The organism is Nocardioides solisilvae, from assembly GCF_003194625.1.
GTDB classification, from domain to species: Bacteria; Actinomycetota; Actinomycetes; order Propionibacteriales; family Nocardioidaceae; genus Nocardioides; species Nocardioides solisilvae.
This window is the reverse complement of record NZ_QHKX01000001.1, coordinates 117,107-139,402: the sequence shown is the minus strand read 5'-3', so window position 1 is coordinate 139,402 and position 22,296 is coordinate 117,107. Positions and strand designations below refer to the sequence as shown.

Sequence of the window (22,296 nt, the reverse complement as noted above, 5' to 3'; positions counted from 1 at the left end):
ATGTCTCTCTCCCTTGCCGACGCCCAGATCCCGGTCGTCGACCCCGGCGCCGCGGACGGCGTCCTCTCCCTGCTCTGGCTCGTCATCGCGCTGCCCCTGGCCGGCGCGGTGGTGCTGCTGCTCGGCGGCGCGCTGGCCCGCGGCGCGATGGACCGGTGGGGCCACTGGCTCGGCACCGCCACCGTCGCGGGCTCCTTCGCGCTCAGCCTGGCTGCCTTCTTCGCGCTGCTGGGCCGTGACGAGGCCGACCGCCAGGTCGGCCAGTCGCTGTGGACCTGGTTCGAGGCCGGCGGCCTCAAGGTCGGCATGGACCTGCTCTACGACCCGCTCAACGCGCTCTTCCTGCTGCTGATCACGGGTGTGGGCACGCTGATCCACGTCTACTCCATCGGCTACATGGAGCACGACCCGCGCCGCCGCCGGTTCTTCGGCTACCTCAACCTCTTCGTCGCGGCGATGCTGGTGCTGGTCCTCTCGGCCAACTTCCTCGGCGTCTTCCTCGGCTGGGAGGGCGTCGGCCTCGCCTCCTACCTGCTGATCGGCTTCTGGCAGCACAAGCCGTCCGCGGCCGCGGCCGCCAAGAAGGCGTTCGTGATCAACCGCGTGGGCGACATCGGCCTCTCGCTGGCGATCGCCCTGATGTTCGCCACCTTCGGCTCCACCGACTTCTCGGTGATCAGCGCCGCCTCCTCCGAGGCCGGGCAGGGCACGCTCAACGCGATCGGCCTGCTGCTCCTCCTCGGTGCCTGCGGCAAGTCGGCCCAGGTGCCGCTCCAGGCCTGGCTCCTGGACGCCATGGAGGGTCCGACCCCGGTCTCGGCGCTCATCCACGCCGCCACCATGGTCACCGCCGGCGTCTACCTCGTGGTCCGCTCCAACTTCATCTTCGAGCTGGCCCCGGCCGCCCAGACGGCCACCGTCGTCGTCGCCACGGTCACCCTGCTCTGGGGTGCGGTCCTCGGCTGCGCCAAGGACGACATCAAGAAGGCGCTCGCCGGCTCCACGATGAGCCAGATCGGCTACATGATGCTGGCCGCCGGGCTCGGCGTGGCGGGCTACGCGTTCGCCATCTTCCACCTGCTCACCCACGGCTTCTTCAAGGCCAACATGTTCCTGGGCGCCGGCTCGGTGATGCACGGGATGGACGACGACGTCGACATGCGCCACTACGGCGGCCTGCGCAAGTACATGCCGGTCACCTTCCTCACCTTCGCGATGGGCTACCTGGCGATCATCGGATTCCCGCTCTTCTCGGGCTTCTGGTCCAAGGACAAGATCATCGAGACCGCGCTGGCCGAGAACCTCCTGGTGGGCCTCTGCGCCCTCCTGGGCGCCGGCATCACCGGCTTCTACATGACCCGGCTGATGCTCATGACCTTCTTCGGCGAGAAGCGCTGGGAGCCGGGCGTGCACCCGCACGAGTCGCCCAAGGTGATGACCGTGCCGCTGGTCGTGCTCGCGGCCCTGTCGGTGCTGGGCGGCGTCCTGCTGCTCGGCGACTGGATCGTCGAGTTCCTGGCGCCCGTCACCGGCGTGGCCGAGCACCACGAGCCGCCGCTCCCGGCGCTGGTGATCACGACGATCGTCGTCGCCGTGGTCGCCCTCGGCGTCGCCGCGGCCTGGTTCCTGGTCGGCAGGAAGGAGGTCCCGCGGACCGCGCCGACCGAGGTCTCCCCGGTCGTCCGGGCGGCCCGCGCCGACCTGTACGGCGACCAGCTCAACGACGTGCTCGTCGTGCGCCCCGGCACCAGCCTGGCCCGCGGCCTGACCACCATGGACCGGGTCGGCGTGGACGGGGTCGTGGAGGGCGGCGCCGCCGCGCTCGGCGGTCTCTCCACGGTCGGCCGGCGCCTCCAGAACGGCTTCGTCCGCTCCTACGCCCTTTCCGTTGTCGGCGGCGTGCTGCTCGTCGTCCTGGCCCTGCTGGCGGTGAACCTCGCATGAGCGAACTTCCCTGGTTGACCCTCCTGATCCTCGTCCCGCTCGTCGGGGCGCTGGTGACGGGCTTCCTGCCCAGTCGGCAGGGCGAGGCGCTGCCCAAGCAGGTCGGGCTCGGCTTCGCGGCCGCCACCCTGGTGCCGGCCCTCGTGGTCGCCCTCGGCTTCGAGCGCGACGGCGGCTTCCAGTTCACCGAGGAGCACGAGTGGATCGGCCTGCTGGGCGCCCACTACGCCCTCGGCGTGGACGGCCTGGGCCTGCTCATGGTGCTGCTCACCGTGGTCCTCGTGCCGCTGGTGATGCTCGCCTCCTGGCGCGACAGCGACGAGGGGTCCACGCGGGCCTTCTTCGGCTGGGTGCTGGCGCTCGAGGCGCTCTCGCTGGCGGTCTTCACCGCCACCGACGTCTTCCTCTTCTACGTCGTCTTCGAGGCGACGCTGATCCCGGCCTACTTCCTCATCGCGGGCTTCGGCCGCGAGGGGCGCAGCCGGGCCGCGACGAAGTTCCTGGTCTACCAGCTGGCCGGCGGCCTGATCATGCTGGCGTCGGTGATCGGCCTGTACGTCGTCTCCGCGGACGCCGGCTCACCGTCGTACCTCCTGGGCGACCTCGCCGCGCTCGAGATCGACGAGACCACCCAGCGCTGGCTCTTCGTCGGCTTCTTCATCGCCTTCGCGATCAAGGCGCCGATGTTCCCGGTGCACACCTGGCTGGCCGACACCACCGAGAAGGCGACGACCGGCACCTCGGTGCTGCTGGTCTGCGTGCTCGACAAGATCGGCACCTTCGGCATGCTGCGGTTCTGCCTCGGGCTGCTGCCCGACGCCTCCCGGTGGGCCACCCCGGTCGTGGTGGTGCTCGCGCTGGTCTCGATCGTCTACGGCGCCCTGGTGGCGATCGGCCAGGACGACGTCCTGCGCCTGATCGGCCTCACCTCACTGTCGCACTTCGGGCTGATCGTGCTCGGGATCTTCGTCCTCTCCAGCCAGGGGGCGGCCGGCGCGATCCTCTACATGGTCAACCACGGCCTCGCCACCGCGGCGCTCTTCCTGGTCGCCGGCTTCATGATCCGGCGCAGCGGCACCCCGCTGATCAGCCAGATGGGCGGCCTGGAGAAGGTCGCGCCGGTGCTCGCGGGCACCTTCCTGGTCGCCGGCCTGGCCGCGCTCGGCCTGCCCGGTCTCTCGCCCTTCGTCTCCGAGATGATGGTCCTGATCGCGGCCTTCGGCTACGCCTGGTGGACCGGCGCCGTCGCGGTCACCGCGATCGTGCTGGCCGCGATCTACGTGCTGTGGACCTACCAGCGCACGATGACCGGGCCCACCCGCCCCGAGCACGCCGGTGTCACCGACCTCGACACCCGCGAGGTCGGCGTGCTCGCCCCGCTGCTGCTGGCGCTGGTCCTCTTCGGATTCGTGCCGATGCCGCTGCTCGACGTGATCAACCCCCACGTCGAGGACACCCTCACCCAGGTCGGTGTGACCGACGACCTGCCCACCGTGGGAGCTGACCAGTGACCGAGTTCGTCAAGCCGTCCCTCGACTACTTCCAGCTGCTGCCGCTGCTGGTCGTCTTCGGCGTGGCCTGCGTCGGCGTGGTGGCCGAGGCCTTCGTGCCCCGGGCCTACCGCTACGTCACCCAGACCAGCCTGACCCTCGTGGGCCTGGTCGCCGCGCTGGCCTGCACGGTCGTCGTCGCGCTCGACCTCTCCGAGGACTCCGACCTGGCGCACGCCGACGGCCGGGCGCACGGACTCGTGGCGGCGGTCGGCACCGTGGCCGTGGACGGCCCGACCCTCTTCCTGTGGGGCCTGATCCTGGTCCTGGCCACTCTGGGGGCCATGCTCTTCGGCGAGCGCCGGCTCGACGGCGGGGTCTCCGCCTTCGCCGGCCAGGCCGCGGCGCTGCCGGGCACCGAGGGGGAGCGCGAGGCGTCCACCCGCGGCCTCGAGCACACCGAGGTCTACCCGCTCATGCTCTTCGCGGTCTCGGGCATGCTGCTCTTCCCGGCGAGCAACGACCTGCTCACCATGTTCGTGGCGCTGGAGATCCTCTCCCTCCCGCTCTACCTGCTCTGCGGCCTGGCGCGCCGGCGCCGCCTGCTGAGCCAGGAGGCGGCCATGAAGTACTTCCTGCTGGGCGCCTTCTCCTCGGCCTTCTTCCTCTACGGCGCGGCGCTGCTCTACGGGTACGCCGGGTCGATGGAGCTCGCCGCGATCTCCGAGGCGGTCGCCGGGGCCACGGAGAACCGCGCGATGCTGCTGGTCGGCACGGGCCTGCTCGCCGTCGGGCTGCTCTTCAAGGTGGGCGCCGCCCCGTTCCAGGCCTGGACCCCCGACGTCTACCAGGGCGCGCCCACGCCGCTGACCGCCTTCATGGCGGCCGCGACCAAGGTCGCCGCGTTCGGCGCGCTCCTGCGGCTGCTCTACGTCGGCCTGGGCAACGACCGCTGGTCCTGGGCGCCGATGCTGTGGGTCGTCGCGATCCTCTCGATGGTGGTCGGCACCCTGCTGGCGCTGACCCAGAACGACGTGAAGCGGCTGCTGGCCTACTCCTCGGTGGCCCACACCGGCTTCATCCTCACCGGCGTGCTGGGCCTCCAGGGCGCCGACCGGATCGCCGAGGGCGAGATCACCTCGCTCCAGGCCGTCCTCTTCTACCTCGCCACCTACGGCCTGATGACGCTCGGCGCGTTCGCCGTCGTCAGCCTGGTCCGCGACGCGGGCGGCGAGACCACCCACCTGAGCCGCTGGGCCGGCCTGGGCAAGGAGGCGCCGTTCGTCGCGGCCGTCTTCGCGTTCTTCCTGCTGGCCATGGCGGGCATCCCGCTCACCTCGGGCTTCATCGGCAAGTGGGCGGTCTTCTCCGTCGCCCTGGCCGCCGGCGCGTGGCCCGTGGTGGTCGCCGCGGTGCTCGCCAGCGCGGTCGCGGTCTACCTCTACGTCAAGGTCATCGTGCTCATGTACTTCCGCGAACCGGTCGGCGACGGACCGTCGGTGGCGACCCCGTCGGTGCTCACCGCCGTCGCGATCTCGGTGGGTGCCGCCGCGACCCTGGTCCTCGGCGTCGTGCCGGGCCCCCTGCTGGACCTCGTGGCCCGTGCGGGAGAATTCATCAGGTGACCACTGACGCGACCCCCGGACTGGCCCTGCCGGTCGTCGACGACGAGCTCTCGGCCCGCCTGCGCGGCCGGCTGGTCGAGGTCGAGGAGGCGCTCGCCGAGCACGTCCGCGGGAGTGCCCCCTTCATCACGGAGGCCGCCGGCCACCTCATGTCCGCCGGCGGCAAGCGGTTCCGTCCGCTGCTGGTGCTCCTCGCCGCCGAGGCCGGGCCCCGGCCCGAGGCCCCCGAGGTGCTCACCGCCGCCTGCGTGGTCGAGCTGACCCACCTGGCGTCGCTCTACCACGACGACGTGATGGACGAGGCCGACCTGCGCCGCGGCGCCGACTCGGCCAACGCCCGCTGGGACAACCACGTCGCGATCCTGGTCGGTGACTTCCTCTTCTCCCGCTCCTCGGAGCTGACGGCCGACCTGGGCCCCGATGCCGTGCGGATCCAGGCGCAGACCTTCTCCCGCCTCGTCCAGGGGCAGGTCCTCGAGACGGTCCAGCCGGAGCCGGGCGCCGACCGGCTCGCCCACTACCTCGACGTGGTGGCCGGCAAGACCGGCTCGCTGATCGCCACCTCGGCCCGCTACGGCGCGATGTTCTCCGGCGCCTCCGCCGAGGTCGTCGAGGCGCTGACGGCGTACGGCGAGCTGGTGGGCTCGGCGTTCCAGCTCTCCGACGACATCCTCGACATCGCCTCGGAGTCCGACGAGTCGGGCAAGACCCCGGGCACCGACCTCCGCGAGGGGGTGCTCACCCTGCCCGTCCTCTTCGCGCTGCGCTCGCAGGACCCGGGTGATTCCCGCCTGCTCGAGCTGCTCGGGGAGGACCTCTCCGACGACGCCCGCCACGCGGAGGCCCTGGGCCTGCTGCGCCAGCACCCGGCGATGGACGAGGCGCGGGCCTACGTCCGGGCGCGTGCGGCCGAGGCCAAGGCGCTGCTCGGTGCCCTGCCCGGCGGGCCCGTCCGGGACGCCCTGGAGGCGTTCGCCGACGTGGTGGCGGTCCGCTCCGCCTGAGCGGCACCCCTCAGAGGGCCGCGCCCTCCGCGGCCCGCGCGAGCTGCCGGCGTCGGTGGCCCACCATCTCGGCCGTCAGCAGGACCAGCGACAGCCAGACCAGGCCGAAGCCGATCCACCGGCCGGTCGGCATCTCCTCGCCGAACCAGAGCACGCCGAGGGCGAACTGGATGATCGGCGCGAGGTACTGCAGCAGGCCCAGGCCCACCATGCTCACCCGGGTGGCGGCGACGCCGAAGAGCACGAGCGGCACGGCGGTGACCACGCCGGTGGTGGTGAAGAGCAGCGCGTGCGCGACCCCCTCGGCCCCGAAGTGGGCGCCGCCGGTGGCGGTCAGCCAGGCGACGTACGCGCCCGCGACCGGCAGCAGCAGCAGCGTCTCGACGGTGAGGGTCTCGACCGCGCCGCCGTCGGCCTTCTTCTTCGCCAGCCCGTAGGTGCCGAAGCTGAAGGCGAGCAGCAGCGCGATCCACGGGGGCCGGCCGTAGTCGACGGTGAGGACCACGACGGCGAGCCCGGCGACGCCGAGCGCGAGCCACTGCCGGGTGCGCAGCCGCTCGCCCAGGACCAGCACCCCCATCAGCACCGTGACGAGGGGGTTGATGAAGTAGCCCAGGGAGGCCTCGACCACGCGGCCGTTGTTGACGCCCCAGATGTAGCCGCCCCAGTTGAGGCTGATCACGGCAGCGGCGACGCCGAGCAGGGCCAGCTTGCGCCGGTCCGCCACGAGGGCCCGCAGCTGGGGCCCGCGCCCGAGCAGCAGCACGACGGCCGTCATGGTGAGCGCCGACCAGAGCACGCGGTGGGCGAGGATCTCGACCGCGCCGGCGGGCTCCAGGAGCGGCCAGTAGAGCGGGAAGCCTCCCCAGAGGGTGTAGGCGGCGACCCCGGCCGCCAGGCCGGTGCCCGCGCGGCTCCTCGGTCTCCTCACCGGCACAGGCTAGGCGGCGCATCCCGTCCTGCCCCGGGCGGGGTCCGCGGTCGCCCCCTAGGATGGGCGGGTCAGCCGTTCCAACGCTCCACGGGGGTACTCACTCATGCGGATCTTCCGCGCACTGCTCGTCCCGTCCGTCGCCCTCCTGCTCGGCGGGCCGCTCCTGGCCGTCCCGGCGCAGGCCGAGGACCTCCCGGTCCGCACGATCGAGTGGACGACGACCCAGAAGACCTACCGCGCCTTCCAGCTCAAGGCGACCATCTCCGACATGGTCGACGGCAAGGCCGTGATCCAGCAGAAGAAGTGCGGCAAGTGCAAGTGGAAGAAGTTCAAGAAGGTCAACGTCAACGCCAACGGCGTGGCCAAGACCCGGATCCTCGCGCCCAAGGAGCCCGGCAAGTGGCTCTACCGCGTGCAGGTCAACGGGCAGGACGGCTTCGCCCGCTCCCGCAGCACGAAGATCGGCGTGATCATGCCGGGTGGCAAGAAGCGGCGCTGAGCCGACCGACCTGGACGGTCGCTCAGACGACCGTCCAGGTGTCGCCGCCGCCGATCAGCGAGGCGAGGCGGGCCCCCGGGTCGCCGTCGGACGAGGAGCCGGCCGCGAGGGTGAGCTGCTCGCGCGCCTGGTCGTCGTACGTCGGGCGGTCGACCTGGCGGAAGATGCCGATGGGCGACTGGTTGAGGTAGCCCGAGTCGGTGAGCCGGCTGATGGCGAAGGCGAGCGTCGGGTCGGGGTTGTGCGCGTCGTGGACGAGCACGGCCTCCTCGGCGACGTCGGCGGCCATGGCCGCCCGGACCCCGCCGGTCACCTCGTCGCGGACCAGCACCTTGGTGCCGCGCCCCTCCTCGTCGTGCTGGCCGAAGCGGATCTGCTCCCCGTGGACCAGCGGGATGATCGCGTCGGCCTTGGTGTCGGGGCTCTTGATCGCGTCGAACGCCCCGTCGTTGAAGATCGGGCAGTTCTGGTAGATCTCGACCAGCGACGTGCCGCGGTGGGCGGCGGCCGCGGCCAGCACCGACGTGAGGTGCTTGCGGTCGGAGTCGATGGTGCGGGCCACGAAGCTCGCCTCGGCGCCCAGCGCCAGGGAGACCGGGTTGAACGGGTGGTCGAGCGAGCCCATCGGGGTGGACTTGGTGACCTTGCCGGCCTCGGAGGTGGGGGAGTACTGCCCCTTGGTGAGCCCGTAGATCCGGTTGTTGAAGAGCAGGATCGTCATGTTGACGTTGCGGCGCAGGGCGTGGATCAGGTGGTTGCCGCCGATGGAGAGCGCGTCGCCGTCGCCGGTGACGACCCAGACCGAGAGGTCCTCGCGGGCCGTGGCGATGCCGGTGGCGATCGACGGGGCCCGCCCGTGGATCGAGTGCATCCCGTAGGTGTCGAGGTAGTACGGGAAGCGCGAGCTGCAGCCGATGCCCGAGACGAAGACGATGTTCTCGCGGCGCAGCCCCAGGTCGGGCAGGAACGACTGGACGGCCTTGAGCACGGCGTAGTCGCCGCAGCCCGGGCACCAGCGCACCTCCTGGTCGGAGGTGAAGTCCTTGCCGGTCTGCTTCTCGCCCTCGGCGAGGGTCGGGACGCCGGCGGTGCCGGAGGTCGGGAAGGGGAGGTCGGTCGCAGTCATCGGGAGGCTCCTTCCACGGAGTCGTCGAGGGTGCCGGCGAGGTCGAGGGGCGTGCCCTCGACCTCGGCGACGAGGCTGCCGATCACCTCGGCGAGGTCGGCGGCCTTGATCGGCATGCCGTTGACCTGGTTGTAGCCGACGGTGTCGACCAGGTACTCGGCGCGCAGCAGCAGCGAGAGCTGGCCGAGGTTCATCTCGGGGACCAGCACCTTGTCGTAGCGCGCCAGGATCGCACCCAGGTCCTTCGGGAACGGGTTGACGTGGCGCAGGTGGGTCTGGGCCACCCGCCCACCGGCGCGGCGCACCCGGCGGACCGCGGCGCCGATGGGGCCGTAGGTGGAGCCCCACCCCAGCACCAGCACCTTGGCCGCGCCGGTCGGGTCGTCGACCTCGAGCGGGGGCAGGGAGTCGGCGATCCGGGCGACCTTGGCGGCACGGGTGCGCACCATGTAGTCGTGGTTGGCCGGGTCGTAGGAGATGTTGCCGTGGCCGTCGGCCTTCTCCAGGCCGCCGATCCGGTGCTCGAGGCCCGCGACGCCGGGCGGCGCCCACGGGCGGGCGAGGGTCTCCTCGTCGCGGACGTAGGGCCAGAAGTCGGCGACCTCGCTGACCTCGCCGGTCTTCGCGTCCTTGGTCGTGGAGACGTGGTTGGGCCCGGTCGCGAAGGCCGGGTCGATGACCGGCAGCTCGGAGACCTCGGGGATCCGCCACGGCTCGGAGCCGTTGGCGAGCATCCCGTCGGAGAGCAGCATCACCGGGGTGCGGTAGGTGACCGCGATCCGGCAGGCCTCGAGGGCGGCGTCGAAGCAGTCGCCGGGGGACTGCGGCGCGATGACGGGCAGCGGCGACTCGCCGTTGCGGCCGAACATCGCCTGCAGCAGGTCGGCCTGCTCGGTCTTGGTGGGCAGTCCGGTGGACGGGCCGCCGCGCTGCACGTCGACGACCACCAGCGGCAGCTCGGTCATCACGGCGAGGCCGATCGCCTCCGACTTCAGCGCCACGCCCGGCCCGGAGGTGGTGGTGACGCCCAGGTGGCCGGCGAACGAGGCGCCGATGGCGGAGCCGACGCCGGCGATCTCGTCCTCGGCCTGGAAGGTGGTGACGCCGAAGGCCTTGTGCCGGGAGAGCTCGTGCAGGATGTCGGAGGCCGGGGTGATCGGGTAGGAGCCCAGGAAGACGGGCAGGCCCGACTGCACCCCGCCGGCGACGAGCCCGTAGGCCAGCGCCAGGTTGCCCGTGATGTTGCGATAGGTGCCGGGCTCCATCGGGGCCGGCTTGATCTCGTAGGAGACGGCGAAGGCCTCGGTGGTCTCGCCGAAGTTCCAGCCCATCTTGAACGCCGTGATGTTGGCGTCGCGGATGTCGGGCACCTTGGCGAAGCGCCGGGAGAGGAACTCGACCGTGGTCTCGGTCGGACGGCCGTACATCCACGACAGCAGGCCGAGGGCGAACATGTTCTTCGCGCGGGCGGCGTCCTTGCGGGAGAGGCCGAACTCCTTGACCGCCTCGACGGTCATCCCCGTGAGGTCGAGCTGGTGCACGGCGAACTCGGCCAGCGAGTCGTCCTCGAGCGGCGAGCCCGCGTAGCCGGCCTTGGTGAGGTTGCGCGCGGTGAAGTCGTGGGTGTCGACGATGATCGTCGCGCCCTTGGGCAGGTCGCCGAGGTTGGCGCGCAGCGCCGCCGGGTTCATCGCCACCAGCACGTCGGGCCGGTCGCCCGGCGTGAGGATGTCGTGGTCGGCGAAGTGCACCTGGAAGGACGAGACGCCCGGCAGGGTGCCCTGCGGCGCCCGGATCTCGGCGGGGAAGTTGGGGAACGTCGCGAGGTCGTTCCCGAAGGCCGCGGACTCCTGGGTGAACCGGTCGCCCGTGAGCTGCATGCCGTCACCGGAGTCACCGGCGAACCGGATGATCACGCGGTCCAGCTGCTTGACCTGCTTCGTCACTGCGGGCCTTCCTTCTGCCTGTCCTGCTGCATGTCCTGGGGGCGCCCCGGAGCAGGCGCACCGCCTCCACAGTAACCCCGCGCCAAGCCGCCGACCGCTTCGTCTTGAACGCCGCCGGGGCCCCTCGCGAGGCGGCGTGAGCCGCGACACGTCCCAGCCTTTGTCTCATATGCGAAGTAAGCCACTAAAGTGCAGTACGTTACTGGGCAAACATCAGATCACGCCGTCCGCGAGGGCGGCTGCACGAGGGAGCAGCACATGAGGTCGAGGGGAATGCGCCGAGGACTGGTCGCGGGCGCGGTCGCGCTGGGGATGCTGGGCCTGAGCGCCTGCGGCGGATCGGACGCGGCGGAGGGCGACGACAAGACGATCAGCATCGTCGGCTTCGCCGTGCCGGAGGCGGCCAACAAGAACATCGCCGACGAGTTCGTGAAGACCGACGAGGGCAAGGGGGCCAGCTTCAAGACGTCGTACGGCGCCTCGGGCGACCAGAGCCGCGCGGTGGCCGACGGCCTCGACGCCGACTACGTCCACTTCTCCGTCTCCACCGACGTCCAGCGCCTCGTCGACGCCGAGCTCGTCGACCCGTCCTGGAACCAGGGCGAGAACAAGGGCATCGTCTCCACCTCGGTCGTGGTCCTCGGCGTCCGCGACGGCAACCCGAAGGACATCCAGGGCTGGGACGACCTGGTCGAGCCCGGTGTCGGCATCGTGACCGCCAACCCGGCCTCCTCGGGCGCCGCCCGCTGGAACGCCCTCGCCGCCTGGGGCCACATCACCGAGAACGGGGGCTCCGAGGAGGAGGCGACCGAGTTCACCGAGAAGCTCTTCGCGAACGTCGTCTCGCTCACCAACTCGGGCCGCGACGCGACGACGAGCTTCCTGCAGGGCAACGGCGACGTGCTGCTGGCCTACGAGAACGAGGCCATCCTCGCCGCGCAGAACGGTGAGGGCTTCGAGTACGTCATCCCGGAGACCACCCTCCTCATCGAGAACCCGGGCGCGGTCCTGGAGGACAGCGCGCCGGTCGCCCAGGACTGGCTCGACTTCGTCCTGAGCAAGGAGGGCCAGAAGCAGTTCGCCCTCACCGGCTTCCGCCCGGTCAACACCGCCGCGCCCGGCACCGTCGACTGGGACGCCGTCGGCCTCGAGCCCACCGACATCAAGGGTGCGCCGGTCGCCGACGACCCGTTCCCCGAGGTCCCCAACCTGCTGACGCTGGAGCAGGACTTCGGCGGCGGTGACTGGAGCGGCGTCGCCGACAAGCTGTTCGGCACCGGCGAGGACGGCCAGTCGCTGGGCATCGTGACGGACGCGATCGCCAAGTCCGGCAAGGCCTCCTCCTAGTCGGACGAGCGCGAGAGATCCCCATGAGCGTCTCCGAAGACGTCGCGCGGCGGGCCCCGGCCCGCCGCACGGCGACCCACGACCTGACCCGGACCTCGGGGATCGGGTTGGGCGTCACCATGATCTGGTTCAGCCTGCTCGTCCTGGTCCCGCTGGCCGCCGTCGTCGCGACGGCGGCGGCCGGCGGGCTCGGCGGGTTCTGGTCGGCCATCTCCAACGAGCAGACGGCTGCGGCCATCAAGCTCACCGTGCTCTCGGCGTTCGCCGTGACGGTCGTCAACATCGTGGTCGGCACGACGATCTCGTGGGTGCTGGTCCGGGACGGCTTCCCGGGCAAGAAGCTCCTCGAGCTCGTCATCGACATCCCGTTCGCGCTGCCCACCATCGTGGCCGGCCTGGTGCTGGTCTCGCTCTACGGCAACGACAGCCCGCTCGGGCTGCACGTCGCGAACACCGAGTACTCGGTCTTCCTGGCCTTCCTGTTCGTCACGCTGCCGTTCGTCGTGCGCACGGTCCAGCCGGTCCTCGAGCAGCTCGACCCCGAGATCGAGGAGGCGGCCGCGTCCCTGGGTGCGTCCCGCCTCACGACCTTCCGCCGCGTCGTGCTGCCGGCCCTGGTGCCCGCGATCGCCGCGGGGGCGGCGCTCTCCTTCGCGCGCGCGGTGGGGGAGTACGGCTCCCTGGTCCTGCTCTCGGGCAACCTGCCGTTCAGGTCCGAGGTCACGTCGGTGCGCATCCTCGCCGCGATCGAGAACGACAACCGGAGCAGCGCCGCAGCCATCGCGACGCTGCTGCTCCTGATCTCCCTGGCCGTGATCGTCCTGCTCGACGTCGTCCAGCGAAGGGTGGCCCGCCGTGGCTGAGCGACACCGCTACCCCAAGGGCCCGATGACCTACGTGCTGCGGGTCGTCGTCGTCGCCTACCTGTTCCTCCTGGTCGCGTGGCCGGTCTCGCTCGTGGTCACCCACACGTTCGCCCACGGCGACGAGGCGATCCGCGCGATCCTCGAGGACCCCGACATGCAGTCGGCCCTGCGGCTGACCGCGATCGCGGCGGTCGTGGCGACCGTCATCAACACCGTCTTCGGCGTGGGCGTCTCGCTGCTGCTCGTGCGCAACGAGTTCCCGGGCAAGCGGGTCGTAAGCGCGCTGCTCGACCTGCCCCTCTCGGTCTCGCCGATCGTGGTGGGCCTCGCGCTCGTGCTGGTCTACGGCGGCCGCAACGGCTGGCTCGGGCCCTCGCTCGAGAGCGCGGGCTTCCAGGTCATCTTCTCGACGCCCGGCATCATCATGGCGACCGCGTTCGTGTCGCTGCCGCTGGTCATCCGGGAGGTCGTGCCGGTCCTCCACGAGCTCGGGACCGAGCAGGAGCAGGCCGCCGCGAGCCTGGGCGCCAGCGGCGCGCAGACGTTCTGGCGGATCACCCTGCCCAGCATCAAGTGGGCCGTCGTCTACGGCGTGGTCCTCACCCTGGCCCGCTCGCTGGGCGAGTTCGGTGCCGTCAAGGTCGTCTCGGGCAACGTCCTGGGCTCCACCCGTACGGCGACCCTCGCGGTCGAGGAGAAGTACCTCAACTTCGACCAGGAGGGGGCGTACGCGATCGCCTTCCTCCTCGCCAGCGTCTCCGTCCTCGCCATCCTCGTCGTCTTCGTGCTCCGCTCGCGCGAAGCGCGCCACCACTGACTCGCGCGAAGCGCGCCACCACCGAAAGGTCAGTCACCTGTCATGAGCATCGACGTCACGGGCATCTCCAAGCGCTACGGCGACTTCGTGGCCCTGGAAGACATCAACCTCACCCTGCCCACCGGCCAGCTGACCGCACTGCTGGGGCCCAGCGGCGGCGGCAAGACGACCCTGCTGCGCATCATCGCCGGCCTCGAGACGCCCGACAGCGGCTCGGTGGTCATCGAGGGCACGGACGCGACCCGGCTGCCCGTGCAGAAGCGCAACGTGGGCTTCGTCTTCCAGCACTACGCCGCGTTCAAGCACATGTCGGTCGCGCGCAACGTCGCGTTCGGCCTGGAGATCCGCAAGACCCCCCGGGCCGACATCAAGAGGCGGGTGGACGAGCTGCTCGCGCTGGTCCACCTCTCGCAGTTCGCCGACCGCCTGCCCGCCCAGCTCTCGGGCGGTCAGCGGCAGCGCATGGCCCTGGCCCGCGCCCTGGCGGTCCAGCCGACCGTGCTGCTGCTCGACGAGCCGTTCGGGGCGCTCGACGCGAAGGTCCGCAAGGAGCTGCGCGACTGGCTGCGCCGGCTGCACGACGAGATGCACGTGACCACCGTCTTCGTGACCCACGACCAGGAGGAGGCCCTCGAGGTCTCCGACGAGATCGTCGTGGTCAACGACGGTCGCGTGGAGCAGGTCGGCAGCCCCGACCAGCTCTACGACGCGCCCGCCAGCGACTTCGTCATGCGCTTCCTCGGCGACGTCACCACCCTGGGCGGCCACGCGATCCGGCCGCACGACATCGACGTGCAGGTGACCCCGCAGGTCGCGGGCGCCGCCGAGGGCACCGTCGCCCGGGTGCTCCGGGTGGGCTTCGAGGTCCGGCTGACGGTGCACACGCTCGACGGCGAGGAGGTGCTGGTCCAGCTCACCCGCACCCACGCCCGCTCGCTGCGGCTCGAGGAGGGGGCCACGGTGTGGCTCAGCCCGGCCGAGGGTGCCACGGTGATGCCGCGGGCGGCGGCCCTCAGCGGTAGTTCGTGAACTGCACCGCGAACTCGTAGTCCTGCGCCTTCACCAGCTGCTGCACGGCCTGCAGGTCGTCGCGCTTCTTCGACGACACGCGCAGCTCGTCGCCCTGGATCTGCGCCTTGACCCCCTTGGGGCCCTCGTCGCGGATCAGCTTGCTGATCTTCTTGGCGTCCTCGGAGGTGATGCCCTCCTTGAGGGTGATCGAGATCTTCGACTGCTGGCCCGACGGGCGCGGCTCCGAGGCGTCGAGGATCTTCAGCGACTGCTGGCGCTTGACCAGCTTGTCCTTGAAGACGTCCAGCACGGCGCTGGCGCGGTCGTCGGCGTTGGCGGTGATCTCGATCGCCTTCTCGCCCTGCCACTCGATGGTGGCGCCCGTGCCCTTGAAGTCGAACCGGGTCGCGACCTCGCGGGCGGCCTGGCCGAGCGCGTTGTCGACCTCCTGGCGGTCGAGCTTGCTCACGATGTCGAACGACGAGTCAGCCATGACGTCTCCTGTTTTTCCTCTGGGGTGGGGCCTGCGCTATTCTTCCGTCTTGTTGTCGCCGGGCCAAACGGTCCGCGCAGCACCCGGCAGGTTGCCCGAGCGGCCAATGGGAGCGGACTGTAAATCCGTCGGCTTATGCCTTCGAAGGTTCGAATCCTTCACCTGCCACTGAGCCCCGCCACGTGCGGGGCTCAGGTCATTTCCGGGCCAGGTCGTCCGGGGCCAGGTCGTCGGGGTTCAGGCGCGCGCGTCCCGCTCGCCCACGTGCGCGAGCAGCGCCGGCGCGCCCGAGGTGAGCCGGTCCATCTCCTCGCCGCCGTCGCAGGTGGTGAGCGCCAGCGTGACGGCGTCCGGCGTCCGGGCCAGCACCCGCCAGTGCCCGCCCGCGTCCTCCCAGCGCCGGAGCCGCTCGAGGTCGTCCATGCCGTCCAGTGTGCTCCAGGCACGCCGGTGTGCCCGCCGGCGGCACCGGGTACCGGGCCCCCGGACCCGCACGCCACGACCGCCCTGAAGGGCACCATGGCCGCAGACGGCACCAGGACGCTGACCCCGACCAGCCGCGGCACCCTGCTCGGCGCCGTCTTCCTCATGGCGACGTCGTCGATCGGCCCCGGCTTCATCACCCAGACCGCCAGCTTCACGGTCGAGCTCGGCGCGGCGTTCGCCTTCGCGATCCTCGTCTCGATCCTGGTCGACATCGCGATCCAGACCAACGTCTGGCGCGTCATCGGGGTCTCGGGGATGCGCGCCCAGGAGCTCGGCAACGTCGCCGGCGCCGGGCTCGGCATGAACATCATGACCGACGTCGACGCGAAGGTCGGCGCGGCGATCCTCGCGGTGGTGGCGATCGGGATCTTCCTGTCGAAGCGGGCCGGCGTCGCGATGGACCGCGTCGTGGTGCTCCTCGGCGCGGTGATGATCATGCTGACCCTCTACGTCGCCCTCACCTCCGGCCCGCCGGTCGCCGACGCCCTGCGCAACACGGTGGCGCCCGAGGAGGTCAGGCCGTTGGCGATCACCACGCTGGTCGGCGGGACGATCGGCGGCTACATCATCTACGCCGGCGTGCACCGCCTCGTCGACGCGGAGGTCTCCGGCCCCGAGCGGGTGGGGGAGCTGACCCGCAGCGCGGTGACCGGGATCGTCGTGACCGGGGTGATGCGCGTCGTGCTCTTCCTGGCGATCCTCGGCGTGGTCGCCTCCGGCGCCTCCCTCGACCCCGACAACCAGGCCGCCACCGCCTTCCAGGCCGCTGCCGGGGACGTCGGCTACCGGATGTTCGGCGTCGTCTTCGCGGCCGCGGCGCTGACCAGCGTCATCGGCGTCTCCTACACGACGGTCACGTTCCTCACCTCGCGGCGGACCGCCCCGCGCACCACCAACCTGATGGTGGTGGGCTTCATCGTGCTCTCCCTGGTGCTCTTCCTGGTGATCGGCGCGGCACCCTCGCAGCTGCTCGTCTTCGCCGGCGCGTTCAACGGGATCCTGCTCCCGGTGGGGATCGGGGTGATGATGTGGGTGGCGTGGCGTCGCCGCGACCTCCTCCAGGGGTACGACTCCCCGAGGTGGCTGGCCGCGGTCGGCACCGTCGCCTGGCTCGTCACCATCTACCTGGCGTTCAGCTCGGTGCGTCCCGCCATCGAGCTCGTGACCGGCTGAGGAGGCCCCCGTGACCGACGGCTCGACCCCGACGATCGACCTCAACTCCGACCTCGGCGAGGGCCTGGGCAGCTGGGAGATGGGCGACGACGACGCGCTGCTCGCCGTCGTCACCAGCGCCAACGTGGCCTGCGGCGCCCACGCCGGCGACCCCTCGATCATGCGCCGGGTGACGGCCCGCGCGGGCGAGGGTGGGGTGGCGGTCGGGGCGCACGTGGCCTACCGGGACCACGTGGGCTTCGGCCGCCGGTTCATCGACATGGAGCCGCACGCGCTCACCGACGAGGTCGTCTACCAGGTCGCGGCGCTCGACGGCATCGCCCGGGCCGCCGGCGGTCGGGTCACCTACGTCAAGCCGCACGGCGCGCTCTACAACGCCATCGTCACCCACGAGGAGCAGGCGAGGGCGGTGGTCGAGGCGGTGCGGGCGTACGACGACGCGCTGGTCCTGCTGGGCCTGCCCGGGTCGGTGGTCCTCGCCCTCGCCGAGCAGGCGGGCCTGCGCACCGCCCACGAGGCGTTCGCCGACCGCGCCTACACCCCCGAGGGTCACCTCGTGCCGCGGTCGCAGCCCGGCGCGGTGCTGCACGACGCGGGCGAGATCGCCCGCCGCTGCGTGGCGATGGCCACCGGCGAGCCGATCACCGACGTCAACGGCGACCGGCTCTCGGTGCGGCCGCACTCCATCTGCGTCCACGGCGACACCCCGGGCGCCGTCGTCATCGCGCGCGAGGTGCGGGGCGCGCTGGAGGGGGCGGGCGTCCGGCTGGCGCCGTTCGCCCCGGCGGGCTGAGCCGTGCGCGTCCTCCCCAGCGGCACCCGCGGCCTGCTCCTCGAGCTCGACTCGCTCGAGGAGGTGCTGGAGCGGTACGCCGCGCTGGCCGACGCCGACCTGCCCGTGCTCGACCTCGTCCCCGCCGGGCGCACGATCCTCCTGGTCGGCGACCGCGACGTCGACCTCGACGACCTCAGGCGACGGGTCGAGCAGGTGGGGCCGGGGGAGCACGTCGCCGGCGAGGCCGCCCCGCTCGAGCTGCCGGTCCGCTACGACGGGGAGGACCTCGGCGAGGCCGCCGAGCTGCTCGGCTGGTCGACCGACGAGCTGGTCCGGCGCCACCTCGCGGCCGAGTGGACCGTCGCCTTCTGCGGCTTCGCGCCCGGCTTCGGCTACCTCGTGCCCGACGGCGAGGAGTGGGACGTGCCCCGTCGCTCCTCCCCGCGGACGAAGGTGCCCGCGCGCTCGCTGGCCCTGGCCGGCGGCTTCACGGGCGTCTACCCACGGGAGTCGCCCGGCGGCTGGCAGCTCGTCGGGCACACCGAGGTCGACGTCTTCGACCCCGACCGGGACCCGCCGGCCCTGCTGGTGCCCGGCCTCCGCGTCACCTTCGTGGAGGCGTCGTGACCACCTCGCTGCGGGTGGTCGAGCCCGGCCCGCTCACCACCGTCCAGGACTTCGGGCGGCCGGGGCGGGCCGCGCTCGGCATCGGCCGCTCCGGCGCCTGCGACCGCGGCGCCCACCGGCTCGCCAACGCGCTCGTCGGCAACCACCCGACGCTGGCCACCCTCGAGGTCACCCTCGGGGGCCTCTCGCTGGTCGCCGACGGCGACGTCGTCGTCGCCACCACCGGCGCGCGGTGCCCCGGGTCGGCACCGCACCTGGCGCCGTTCGTCCTGCGCGCGGGCGAGTCGTTCGAGCTCGGGATGCCGGCCGCCGGCCTGCGCACCTACGTCGCCGTGCGCGGCGGGGTCGACGTCGAGCCGGTGCTCGGCAGCCGCGCCACCGACGTGCTCTCCGGGCTCGGGCCGAAGGCCGTCGAGGCCGGCGACGTGCTGCCCGTGGGTGTCACGGGCCGCCCGCTGCCGAACGTCGATGTCGCCCCCGTGCCGGAGCCGACCAATGGGCCGCTCCGCCTCCCGGTGCTCCGCGGACCGCGCCGGGACTGGTTCGACGACGCCGCCTGGGAGCGGTTGACCTCGCAGGCCTGGACCGTCGACAGCGACTCCAACCGGGTCGGCGTCCGGCTGGCCGGGGAGCCGCTGGCCCGTGCCCGCGAGGGCGAGCTGGTGAGCGAGGGGATGCTGCGAGGCGCGCTGCAGGTGCCGCCGTCGGGGCTGCCCGTGCTCTTCCTCGCCGACCACCCCGTGACCGGCGGATACCCCGTGATCGGGTACGTCGACGACGAGGCCGTCGACCTCTGCGCGCAGCTGCGCCCGGGGCAGCAGGTCACCTTCGTCGCCGCCCGCACCGACCCGTCGGACCCCGCAGCACGGTGAGGCAGACTGCGGGGATGCCCCGCGACCAGGTCCACGCCATCGGCGGGCGGCGGGCCTGGGGCATCTGGCTGGTCGCGATGGCCGTCTACGTGCTGGCCGTCTTCCACCGCAGCTCGCTGGGGGTGGCGGGCCTGCTGGCCTCGGAGCGGTTCGGGATCGCGGCCACCGAGCTGGCGTTCTTCACGGTCCTCCAGCTCGTCGTCTACGCCGCGATGCAGGTCCCGGTCGGCGTCCTCCTCGACCGCTACGGCTCGCGCGCCCTGCTGCTCGGCGGTCTGGTCCTCATGACGCTGGCCCAGCTGACCTTCGCCTTCGCCACTTCGTTCGGGGTCGCGGTGCTGGCCCGGGCGGTGCTCGGCGCGGGCGACGCGATGGTCTTCGTCAGCGTGATCCGGCTGGTGGCGGTCTGGTTCCTGGTCCGGCAGGCGCCGATGGTCACCCAGGTGACGGGGTGGGGCGGGCAGCTCGGTTCGATCGCCGCCGCCGCCCCGCTCACCCTGCTGCTCGACGGGCTCGGCTGGACCCGCACCTTCGCCGCCGCCTCCAGCGTCGGCGTGGTGCTGCTCGTCGCCGTGGCCCTGCTGGTCAAGGACTCGCCCTACGCCCGCCGCGAGGTCGCCAGGGTCAAGCTCCGGGCGCTGGCGGAGTCGGTGCGCACCGTCTGGGGCAACCCCGGCACCCGGCTGGGCATGTGGACCCACTTCACCGCCCAGTTCTCCGGGACGGTCTTCGCCCTGCTCTGGGGCTTCCCCTTCCTGGTCCGCGGCCAGGGGTGGTCGGAGGTGGCCGCGGGCACGCTGATGATGGTGATGATCGGCTGGGTCGTGCTCAGCGGCCTGGTGCTCGGCGCCGCCGTCTCCCGCTGGCCCTGGTACCGGTCGTGGATCGTGCTCGGGATCGTGGCCGTGATGGCGACGGCCTGGGCGGCCGTGCTGCTGCGCCCGGACCCCGCACCGGGCTGGCTGGTGGTCCTGATGGCGTTCGCCACGGCCAGCGGCGGGCCCGCCTCGATGATCGGCTTCGACCTCGCCCGCACCTTCATGCCGGTGCAGGCCCTGGGGCGGGCCAACGGGATCGTCAACGTCGGCGGCTTCGTCGCCTCGCTGCTCACGATGGCCGCGATCGGCCTGGTCCTGGACCTGCGCGAGCCCCGCGGGATGGCGGCCTACGACCTCGACGACTTCCGGTGGGCGATGGCCACCCAGTACGCGTTCTGGCTCTTCGGGGCGGCCCAGATGGTCCGCTTCCGGCGGCGCGCCGTCGCGCACCTGCACCGGGTCCACCCCGGCGCCGCGGAGCAGATGCGGGCGGGGCGCCCCTTCGTCCACCCGGGCCTGGCCGACGACGCGGTCTAGCGCGACCGGGCCCGCCCAGCGGGCCCCGTGACGCGTGTCATGGTCGGCCCGTGCGCGGCGTCCGGGACCTCGTGACGCCTCGCACTGGTCGCCGGCCCGGAGCCGGGGGACCGTGGAGCCATGACCAGGACGACGACCCGGACGACGAGCCGGACGACGGCACGACCCGCCCCCACCCCCGCGGCGCCCGACCCGCACGCTCCCGCCCTCGAGGTGCGCGGGCTGCGCCGCACCTACGGGTCCGGCGACGACGCCTTCGAGGCCGTCCGCGGGATCGACCTCACCGTGCCGCGGGGTCGGATCCACGCGCTGCTCGGCGTCAACGGCGCCGGCAAGACCTCGGCGATGGAGGTGATGGAGGGGCTCTCCCCAGGCTCGGGCGGACAGGTCCGCGTCCTCGGGCTCGACCCGGTCGCCGACCGCGCCGAGGTGCGGCGGCGTACCGGGGTGCTGCTGCAGCGCAGCGGCTTCGTCGGCGACCTCACCGTCCGCGAGACGCTGCGGATGTGGGCGGCCACGGTGACCCGGGCCCGGCCGGTCGAGGAGTCGCTCGAGATGCTCGACCTGGCCCGGGTCGCCGACACCAGGATGCGCGCGCTCTCGGGCGGCGAGCACCGGCGCGTCGACCTGGCCTGCGCGCTCACCGGCCACCCCGAGCTGGTGATGCTCGACGAGCCGACCACGGGCCTGGACCCCGAGAGCCGACGGGCGGTCTGGGCACTGGTGCGCCGGCTCCGGACCGAGGGCGCCACCGTCCTGCTCACCACCCACTACCTGGAGGAGGCGGAGGCGCTCGCCGACCACGTCTCGATCATGCGCGCCGGCGAGGTCGTCCGCGAGGGCACGCTCGCCGAGATCGTCGCGGGGCACCCCGCCGAGATCTCCTTCCGCACCCCGGCCGACGAGCCGGCGCTGCCGGCGGGCGTGACGGCCTCCCGGGACGGCGACCGGACCGTGCTGCGCTGCGCCGACCTCCAGCCGGCCCTCACCGAGCTGCTGGTGGGGGCCCGCGACACCGGCGTCGTGCTGGAGCTGCTGCAGGCCCGCACCGCCACCCTCGAGTCCGTCTTCCTCGAGCTGGCCGCCGCCCCCGCCCACGACCTCGAGGGAGCCACCCGATGAGCACCACCGTCGCCCTGCCCGACGCCCGCCGCACCCTGGGCCTCGCCCGGATCAACTGGACGCTCATGGTCCGCAACAGGACGACGATGCTCTACGCCTTCCTCGTCCCGCTGCTGCCGCTGGCGCTGCTCTTCGCCGTCGGCGACCCCGAGCCGACGTCCGGGACCGCCGGCCTCGGCAGCGCCCTGCTGATGGCGCTGCTCTTCCCGGGCTACTACAACCTGCTCTCGATGTTCGTCACGCGTCGCGACGAGCTGGTGCTCAAGCGGCTGCGGACCGGGGAGGTCCGCGACGTCGAGCTGGTCGCCTCGATGGCGCTGCCCGGCCTCTCGCTGGTGCTGGCGGTCCTCGTGCTCATGGTGCCGATCGCGGCGGCCGCCGGGTTCGACCTGCCCGCCAACCCCGTGCTCCTCCTGCTCGGGACCCTGCTGGCGGCCGTCACCTTCGCCGCCCTCGCGCTGTGGACCGCGGCCTGGACGAGGACCGCCGAGGCGGCCCAGCTGACCAGCGGCCCCGTGATGATCGTGGCGCTCGCCGGCTTCGCGACGCCGGCCGTGCCGGACGCCGTCGCCCGCTGGCTGGAGCTGCTGCCCGGCGCCGCGGTCAACGAGCTGGTCCGCGCCGGCTGGTTCGGGCTGGAGCGCGGCTCCGACGAGGCGACCGTCGGGTTCTGGCAGACCTGGCTGGAGGCCGCCCCCGCCCTCGGCGTCCTCGTCGCCTGGACCGCGCTCGCGCTCTGGCTGGCCACCCGTTCGCTGCGGTGGGAGCCGCGTGGCTGAGAGGA

The 22,296-nt window shown here is 72.3% G+C and carries 21 protein-coding genes and 1 tRNA gene; 17 read left to right on the top strand and 5 right to left on the bottom strand.

Translation table 11 applies throughout. The annotated features are described in order from the left end of the window. From nuoL to DNK53_RS00700, 4 genes are read left to right on the top strand one after another with little or no spacing between them, the layout of a single operon-like run. A complete protein-coding gene (gene nuoL, locus DNK53_RS00715) occupies positions 1–1,944 on the top strand; it encodes an NADH-quinone oxidoreductase subunit L (protein WP_110180421.1) in 1,944 nt (647 codons plus the stop codon). Then, the gene (locus DNK53_RS00710; RefSeq protein ID WP_110180420.1) at positions 1,941–3,455 is read left to right on the top strand and encodes an NADH-quinone oxidoreductase subunit M; all 1,515 of its coding nucleotides are present in this window, start codon (positions 1,941–1,943) and stop codon (positions 3,453–3,455) included. Before nuoL ends, DNK53_RS00710 begins: the two co-directional genes overlap by 4 nt. Beyond that, positions 3,452–5,059, top strand: a complete 1,608-nt coding sequence (gene nuoN, locus DNK53_RS00705; RefSeq protein ID WP_110180419.1) for an NADH-quinone oxidoreductase subunit NuoN — start codon at positions 3,452–3,454, stop codon at positions 5,057–5,059. The genes DNK53_RS00710 and nuoN overlap by 4 nt, the downstream gene beginning before the upstream one ends. Further along, on the top strand, positions 5,056–6,063 hold the full coding sequence (locus DNK53_RS00700; protein ID WP_110180418.1) for a polyprenyl synthetase family protein: 1,008 nt from the start codon (positions 5,056–5,058) through the stop codon (positions 6,061–6,063). The genes nuoN and DNK53_RS00700 overlap by 4 nt, the downstream gene beginning before the upstream one ends. Positions 6,064–6,073: 10 nt before the next feature. On the opposite strand, the gene rarD is transcribed toward DNK53_RS00700, so the two are convergent. After that, positions 6,074–6,994, bottom strand: a complete 921-nt coding sequence (gene rarD, locus DNK53_RS00695; RefSeq protein ID WP_239456289.1) for an EamA family transporter RarD — start codon at positions 6,992–6,994, stop codon at positions 6,074–6,076. A gap of 106 nt (positions 6,995–7,100) precedes the next feature. Here rarD and DNK53_RS00690 point away from each other — a divergent pair, with 106 nt between their 5' ends. Beyond that, the gene (locus DNK53_RS00690; RefSeq protein ID WP_110180417.1) at positions 7,101–7,496 is read left to right on the top strand and encodes a hypothetical protein; all 396 of its coding nucleotides are present in this window, start codon (positions 7,101–7,103) and stop codon (positions 7,494–7,496) included. 22 nt (positions 7,497–7,518) lie between these two features. On the opposite strand, the gene DNK53_RS00685 is transcribed toward DNK53_RS00690, so the two are convergent. After that, the gene (locus DNK53_RS00685) at positions 7,519–8,622 is read right to left on the bottom strand and encodes a 2-oxoacid:ferredoxin oxidoreductase subunit beta (protein WP_110180416.1); all 1,104 of its coding nucleotides are present in this window, start codon (positions 8,620–8,622) and stop codon (positions 7,519–7,521) included. Next, entirely contained in the window at positions 8,619–10,568 is a 1,950-nt protein-coding gene (locus tag DNK53_RS00680; RefSeq protein ID WP_110180415.1) for a 2-oxoacid:acceptor oxidoreductase subunit alpha, read from the bottom strand. The genes DNK53_RS00685 and DNK53_RS00680 overlap by 4 nt, the downstream gene beginning before the upstream one ends. Before the next feature lie 258 nt (positions 10,569–10,826). Here DNK53_RS00680 and DNK53_RS00675 point away from each other — a divergent pair, with 258 nt between their 5' ends. From DNK53_RS00675 to DNK53_RS00660, 4 genes are read left to right on the top strand one after another with little or no spacing between them, the layout of a single operon-like run. After that, positions 10,827–11,915 carry a sulfate ABC transporter substrate-binding protein gene (locus DNK53_RS00675; protein ID WP_110180414.1) on the top strand — a complete coding sequence of 363 codons (1,089 nt, stop codon included), beginning with the start codon at positions 10,827–10,829 and terminating at the stop codon, positions 11,913–11,915. Between the two features lie 23 nt (positions 11,916–11,938). Next, entirely contained in the window at positions 11,939–12,778 is an 840-nt protein-coding gene (gene cysT, locus DNK53_RS00670; RefSeq protein ID WP_110180413.1) for a sulfate ABC transporter permease subunit CysT, read from the top strand. After that, a complete protein-coding gene (locus DNK53_RS00665; RefSeq protein ID WP_239456288.1) occupies positions 12,771–13,598 on the top strand; it encodes a sulfate ABC transporter permease in 828 nt (275 codons plus the stop codon). Before cysT ends, DNK53_RS00665 begins: the two co-directional genes overlap by 8 nt. Positions 13,599–13,640: 42 nt before the next feature. After that, positions 13,641–14,627 carry a sulfate/molybdate ABC transporter ATP-binding protein gene (locus DNK53_RS00660; RefSeq protein WP_110180411.1) on the top strand — a complete coding sequence of 329 codons (987 nt, stop codon included), beginning with the start codon at positions 13,641–13,643 and terminating at the stop codon, positions 14,625–14,627. On the opposite strand, the gene DNK53_RS00655 is transcribed toward DNK53_RS00660, so the two are convergent. Continuing rightward, the gene (locus DNK53_RS00655) at positions 14,611–15,102 is read right to left on the bottom strand and encodes a YajQ family cyclic di-GMP-binding protein (protein ID WP_110180410.1); all 492 of its coding nucleotides are present in this window, start codon (positions 15,100–15,102) and stop codon (positions 14,611–14,613) included. The genes DNK53_RS00660 and DNK53_RS00655 overlap by 17 nt on opposite strands. An 85-nt stretch (positions 15,103–15,187) precedes the next feature. Here DNK53_RS00655 and DNK53_RS00650 point away from each other — a divergent pair. Continuing rightward, positions 15,188–15,270: transfer RNA gene (locus DNK53_RS00650), tRNA-Tyr, on the top strand. Between the two features lie 69 nt (positions 15,271–15,339). Here the strand turns inward: DNK53_RS00650 and DNK53_RS00645 are convergent. Then, entirely contained in the window at positions 15,340–15,525 is a 186-nt protein-coding gene (locus tag DNK53_RS00645; protein ID WP_110180409.1) for a hypothetical protein, read from the bottom strand. Positions 15,526–15,621: 96 nt separating this feature from the next. Here DNK53_RS00645 and DNK53_RS00640 point away from each other — a divergent pair, with 96 nt between their 5' ends. From DNK53_RS00640 to DNK53_RS00610, 7 genes are all read left to right on the top strand, one after another. Next, positions 15,622–16,761 carry an NRAMP family divalent metal transporter gene (locus tag DNK53_RS00640; protein WP_110180408.1) on the top strand — a complete coding sequence of 380 codons (1,140 nt, stop codon included), beginning with the start codon at positions 15,622–15,624 and terminating at the stop codon, positions 16,759–16,761. A gap of 10 nt (positions 16,762–16,771) precedes the next feature. Further along, entirely contained in the window at positions 16,772–17,554 is a 783-nt protein-coding gene (locus tag DNK53_RS00635; protein ID WP_275425722.1) for a LamB/YcsF family protein, read from the top strand. Between the two features lie 3 nt (positions 17,555–17,557). Next, positions 17,558–18,163 (top strand): 5-oxoprolinase subunit B family protein, encoded by a 606-nt coding sequence (locus tag DNK53_RS00630; protein ID WP_110180407.1) that lies wholly within the window; start codon positions 17,558–17,560, stop codon positions 18,161–18,163. Continuing rightward, a complete protein-coding gene (locus DNK53_RS00625) occupies positions 18,160–19,035 on the top strand; it encodes a 5-oxoprolinase subunit C family protein (protein ID WP_110180406.1) in 876 nt (291 codons plus the stop codon). The genes DNK53_RS00630 and DNK53_RS00625 overlap by 4 nt, the downstream gene beginning before the upstream one ends. 14 nt (positions 19,036–19,049) lie before the next feature. Continuing rightward, positions 19,050–20,390 carry an MFS transporter gene (locus tag DNK53_RS00620; protein WP_110180405.1) on the top strand — a complete coding sequence of 447 codons (1,341 nt, stop codon included), beginning with the start codon at positions 19,050–19,052 and terminating at the stop codon, positions 20,388–20,390. 120 nt (positions 20,391–20,510) lie between these two features. Continuing rightward, a complete protein-coding gene (locus DNK53_RS00615; RefSeq protein ID WP_110180404.1) occupies positions 20,511–21,512 on the top strand; it encodes an ABC transporter ATP-binding protein in 1,002 nt (333 codons plus the stop codon). Continuing rightward, the gene (locus DNK53_RS00610; RefSeq protein WP_110180403.1) at positions 21,509–22,291 is read left to right on the top strand and encodes an ABC transporter permease; all 783 of its coding nucleotides are present in this window, start codon (positions 21,509–21,511) and stop codon (positions 22,289–22,291) included. The genes DNK53_RS00615 and DNK53_RS00610 overlap by 4 nt, the downstream gene beginning before the upstream one ends. The last annotated feature ends 5 nt before the right edge of the window (positions 22,292–22,296 follow it).

Coding starts and splice junctions, on each gene's coding strand:
- DNK53_RS00675 (WP_110180414.1), top strand. CDS start 10,827: ATGAGGTCGAGGGGAATGCGCCGAGGACTGGTCGCGGGCGCGGTCGCG.
- DNK53_RS00620 (WP_110180405.1), top strand. CDS start 19,050: ATGCCCCGCGACCAGGTCCACGCCATCGGCGGGCGGCGGGCCTGGGGC.
- DNK53_RS00710 (WP_110180420.1), top strand. CDS start 1,941: ATGAGCGAACTTCCCTGGTTGACCCTCCTGATCCTCGTCCCGCTCGTC.
- DNK53_RS00610 (WP_110180403.1), top strand. CDS start 21,509: ATGAGCACCACCGTCGCCCTGCCCGACGCCCGCCGCACCCTGGGCCTC.
- DNK53_RS00655 (WP_110180410.1), bottom strand. CDS start 15,102: ATGGCTGACTCGTCGTTCGACATCGTGAGCAAGCTCGACCGCCAGGAG.
- DNK53_RS00645 (WP_110180409.1), bottom strand. CDS start 15,525: ATGGACGACCTCGAGCGGCTCCGGCGCTGGGAGGACGCGGGCGGGCAC.
- DNK53_RS00660 (WP_110180411.1), top strand. CDS start 13,641: ATGAGCATCGACGTCACGGGCATCTCCAAGCGCTACGGCGACTTCGTG.
- DNK53_RS00640 (WP_110180408.1), top strand. CDS start 15,622: ATGGCCGCAGACGGCACCAGGACGCTGACCCCGACCAGCCGCGGCACC.
- DNK53_RS00615 (WP_110180404.1), top strand. CDS start 20,511: ATGACCAGGACGACGACCCGGACGACGAGCCGGACGACGGCACGACCC.
- nuoL (WP_110180421.1), top strand. CDS start 1: ATGTCTCTCTCCCTTGCCGACGCCCAGATCCCGGTCGTCGACCCCGGC.
- DNK53_RS00690 (WP_110180417.1), top strand. CDS start 7,101: ATGCGGATCTTCCGCGCACTGCTCGTCCCGTCCGTCGCCCTCCTGCTC.
- cysT (WP_110180413.1), top strand. CDS start 11,939: ATGAGCGTCTCCGAAGACGTCGCGCGGCGGGCCCCGGCCCGCCGCACG.
- DNK53_RS00685 (WP_110180416.1), bottom strand. CDS start 8,622: ATGACTGCGACCGACCTCCCCTTCCCGACCTCCGGCACCGCCGGCGTC.